Here is a 1,715-nt window from a genome sequence, read left to right on the forward strand (position 1 = left end):
GGTTGCCGAGCGTCATCGCCTCGACCTGGTCGTGCGTCACGTAGATGATGGTGGCCCCCAGGCGGCGATGAAGCTGGCTGATCTGCGAGCGCATTTCCACGCGCAGCTTGGCGTCGAGGTTGGACAGCGGCTCGTCCATCAGAAACACGGAAGGCTCACGCACGATGGCGCGGCCCATCGCCACACGCTGACGCTGACCGCCCGAGAGTTCCTTGGGTTTGCGGCCCAGCAGGTGCTCGATCTGCAAAATCCGCGCCGCGTCACGCACGCGCTTGTCGATTTCTTCTTTGGGCGTCTTGCGGAGTTTGAGGCCGAACGCCATGTTCTCGTAGACGTTCATGTGCGGGTAGAGCGCGTAGTTCTGAAAGACCATCGCAATGTCGCGGTCCTTGGGTGGCACGTCGTTGACGATGCGGTTGCCGATTTTCAGCACGCCGTCGCTGATGTCTTCCAGGCCCGCAATCATCCGCAGGGTGGTGGACTTGCCGCAGCCCGACGGCCCGACGAAGACCATGAATTCGCGGTCGGCGATGTGGAGGTTGAAGTCCTTGACCGCGTGGTGCTTGGTTCCGTAATGCTTGTTGACGTGTTCGAGAATCACTTCGGCCATAACGCCTACTCCTTTGCTGCCCCTTCTCTTCTCCCGTGAACCGCTTCCAGGCCACAGGGCGAGGAAAGCACCGGGGAACCGGGGTCCGTGCGAGAATTCCTGACTTCCGCTGACGCTGTGCTGACAGAGCAGACTCTAGCGCAAACGCGGGACGCGGGAGGTGGCTGGTGGCTGCCCCTCGTCCTGCGCCCGGCGACGTGATACACTGGGCGAGTTTGCCCCATGACGGGGCGTATCGTCGCGCCGGAAAGGTCGGTGACTCCAGTGGCTCAGAGCTGCCGGAAACCGCGCCGGGGACGACGAAAAAGAACCCCCAAGGAGTGAGAAGCAAATGAAGCGTACCTACCAGCCCAACAACCGCAAGCGGGCCAAGACCCACGGTTTCCGCGCCCGCATGAAGACCAAGTCCGGCCGTAACATCCTGGCTCGCCGCCGCGCCAAGGGCCGTCACCAGTTGACCGTCAGCGACGAGTAAGTCCCGCCTGATTGTCGGGGGACCCTATCTCTCAGCTTTTACCAACCAGCGCCACACAGGGGACAGAGGCCCAGCCTCGCCGCCGGGTGGCGCTGGATTCTTTGCGTGGTGAGCGCGAATTTCGCAAGGTCAGGGCGCACGGTGCGGCGGTGCGTGACCCGCTCTTTACCCTGCGCCTGACCGACTACCGCCCGCGCTACGGCGAAGCCTGGCGACCCCGCGCCCTGATGGGGCTGGTGGTGTCCAAAAAGACGCTCAAGCGGGCTGTAGACCGCAACCGCGCCCGCCGCCGGGTGCGCGAGGCCCTGCGAACCATGCCGCCCGAACTGCTGCCGGGTGGCCTGCCTGCCTGCCGCGCCATCGTGATGCTCAATCCCGGCGTGCTGGGCGTACCGTTTGCCGAGTTGCAAGCGGCACTGGCCCGGGCGCTGGTGCGGGGGGGCGGTCAACTGGGCCGCAGCGGGGGCAAGCGCGGGAACCGGGGCGGGACGGGGCGCGTACCCTCTGGCGTGAATGCTGCATCTTTCGGGACGGCTGCACCGGGTCAGGAGTCGCCATGAGCGCCGCGCAAGTGCTGGTGCGGGCGGTACGCTGGTATCAGCGCGAACTCTCGCCGCGCAAGCCTGCGCC

3 protein-coding genes are annotated in these 1,715 nt (G+C 65.4%); 2 read left to right on the forward strand and 1 reads right to left on the reverse strand.

All coding sequences use genetic code 11. The annotated features are described in order from the left end of the window. A partial coding sequence (locus Q4C89_RS14995) for an ABC transporter ATP-binding protein (protein ID WP_303103423.1) occupies nucleotides 1-610 on the reverse strand: 610 nt, incomplete at its 3' end. 331 nt (nucleotides 611-941) lie between these two features. Here Q4C89_RS14995 and rpmH point away from each other — a divergent pair. Beyond that, nucleotides 942-1,085, forward strand: coding sequence for a 50S ribosomal protein L34 (rpmH, locus tag Q4C89_RS15000; RefSeq protein ID WP_010888783.1), 144 nt, complete (start codon nucleotides 942-944; stop codon nucleotides 1,083-1,085). Between the two features lie 101 nt (nucleotides 1,086-1,186). Further along, a complete protein-coding gene (rnpA, locus tag Q4C89_RS15005; protein ID WP_303103424.1) occupies nucleotides 1,187-1,645 on the forward strand; it encodes a ribonuclease P protein component in 459 nt (152 codons plus the stop codon). Nucleotides 1,646-1,715 lie beyond the last annotated feature (70 nt).

Origin of the sequence: Deinococcus sp. (assembly GCF_030523985.1) — a bacterium.
Lineage (GTDB): Bacteria > Deinococcota > Deinococci > Deinococcales > Deinococcaceae > Deinococcus.

Bases quoted from the DNA above. Each gene is read 5' to 3' on its own strand.
- rpmH (WP_010888783.1), top strand. From the start codon at position 942: ATGAAGCGTACCTACCAGCCCAACAACCGCAAGCGGGCCAAGACCCAC.